The 1,473-nt window shown below is 71.8% G+C and carries 3 protein-coding genes; 2 read left to right on the top strand and 1 reads right to left on the bottom strand.

What is annotated here, in order from left to right; all coding sequences use genetic code 11:
- The coding region (locus AB0M20_RS43160; protein WP_364307259.1) for a response regulator at positions 1–243 on the bottom strand (243 nt) is incomplete at its 3' end.
- 132 nt (positions 244–375) lie between these two features.
- Here AB0M20_RS43160 and AB0M20_RS43165 point away from each other — a divergent pair.
- Both AB0M20_RS43165 and AB0M20_RS43170 read left to right on the top strand, forming a co-directional pair.
- The gene (locus AB0M20_RS43165) at positions 376–921 is read left to right on the top strand and encodes a DNA mismatch repair protein MutL (protein WP_364307261.1); all 546 of its coding nucleotides are present in this window, start codon (positions 376–378) and stop codon (positions 919–921) included.
- 2 nt (positions 922–923) lie between these two features.
- On the top strand, positions 924–1,364 hold the full coding sequence (locus AB0M20_RS43170; RefSeq protein ID WP_364307260.1) for a TIGR03618 family F420-dependent PPOX class oxidoreductase: 441 nt from the start codon (positions 924–926) through the stop codon (positions 1,362–1,364).
- The last annotated feature ends 109 nt before the right edge of the window (positions 1,365–1,473 follow it).

Below are 1,473 nucleotides of genomic sequence, written 5' to 3' on the forward strand. Positions count from 1 at the left end.
CCGCGCGGTGGCCACGATGACCGGCACGGCGGACACCTGGCGCATCATCCGCAGCGCGTCGGTGCCGTCGATGTCCGGCAGGCCCAGGTCGAGGATCACCAGGTCGGGCTGCTCCTCGGTGAGGATCTTCAGCGCCTCGCCGGCCTGGCCGACCGGGCGCACGACGTGCCCCGCATCGCCCAGCGCGCGGACGAGCGCGCCGGTGATGTGCCGGTCGTCCTCGACCAACAGGATCAGCGCCATGGCGAAGACTCTAGATCGAGGTGGAATAGTTGCCGGGTGCGATCTCCCCGGACCCGATCTTCGCGGGCCGTGGTCCCGCTGCTCGGCTGGCTGGCCGCGACGCTGACCAGCATCGTGCTGGCATCGGTGGCCATGCTGCCCGTGCTGCGCACCGCCACGGGCGGCGAGGGCGAGCTGATCTCGGCCGATCAGCTCGGGCCGGCCGACCAGATCCCGCTGCCCGCCGTGCCCTCCGGGCCGTCGCCGGCGCCCGCGCCGAGCCGGTCACCGGCCACCAGCCAGCCGGCCTCCCCGACCTCGGAGTCCCCCACGCCGTCCGGGACCGGCAGCGAGACCAGTCGGCCGAGCCGGGCCACGCCGCCGCCCCGCACCACGCCGCCGACCTCGAAGCCGGCGGCCACCGTGATCGACGGGTGGACGGTGGCCACGGACGGTGATGGCGTGCGGACGTTCGTGCGATCGTTCCAGGTCGACGGCGGGCACGCGGTGATCCGGGCCGCCGACGGCAGGATCACGCTGGTCACCGCGACGCCCAGCAACGGGTTCGAGGTGGCGACGGTGCAGAACAGCCCGGACAACCTGGCCGTCTACTTCAACGAGACCAACCACAGCTTCATCATCCACGTGGTGTGGAACGTCGATCGGCCGTTCGCGCAGATCGACGAGATCGGAGGCTAGCAATGGCGACCACCCTGTCGGCGGCCTGGGAGCTCAGCCGCGGCGACTCGGGGCTGGCGGTGGTGTCGACGCTGCGCGCCGACCAGACCATCCAGTCCTCACTGGTGAACACCGGGATCATCGAGCGCGGCGGGCCACTGCTCGCGTTCGTCACGTACGGCCGGGTGAAGCTCGCCAATCTGCGGGCGCGGCCGCAGATCGCGGTGACCTTCCGCAACGGCTGGCAATGGGCCACCGTCGAGGGGCGCGCCGAGCTGGCCGGCCCGGACGACCCACGGTCCGATCTGGACGCTGAGGGACTGCGCCTGCTGCTGCGCGAGATCTTCGCCGCGGCGGGCGGGCAGCACGACGACTGGGATGCCTACGACCGGGTGATGCGCGAGCAGGGCCGCGCCGCCGTCCTCATCACGGCGTCGCGCGTCTACGGCAACGCATCGACCTGACTCGAAACGGGGCAGCGGGCGGGCGCCCGGTCCCCTATCCTTCCCGGCCGTGGGAATCTTGAGCAAAATCGGTGAGTGGCGGGCCCGGATCTTCCTGTGGATCGGTCTG

This window comes from Actinoplanes sp. NPDC051633 (assembly GCF_040681735.1).
Classification (GTDB): domain Bacteria; phylum Actinomycetota; class Actinomycetes; order Mycobacteriales; family Micromonosporaceae; genus Actinoplanes.

Bases quoted from the DNA above. Each gene is read 5' to 3' on its own strand.
- AB0M20_RS43165 (WP_364307261.1), top strand. From the start codon at position 376: ATGCTGCCCGTGCTGCGCACCGCCACGGGCGGCGAGGGCGAGCTGATC.
- AB0M20_RS43170 (WP_364307260.1), top strand. From the start codon at position 924: ATGGCGACCACCCTGTCGGCGGCCTGGGAGCTCAGCCGCGGCGACTCG.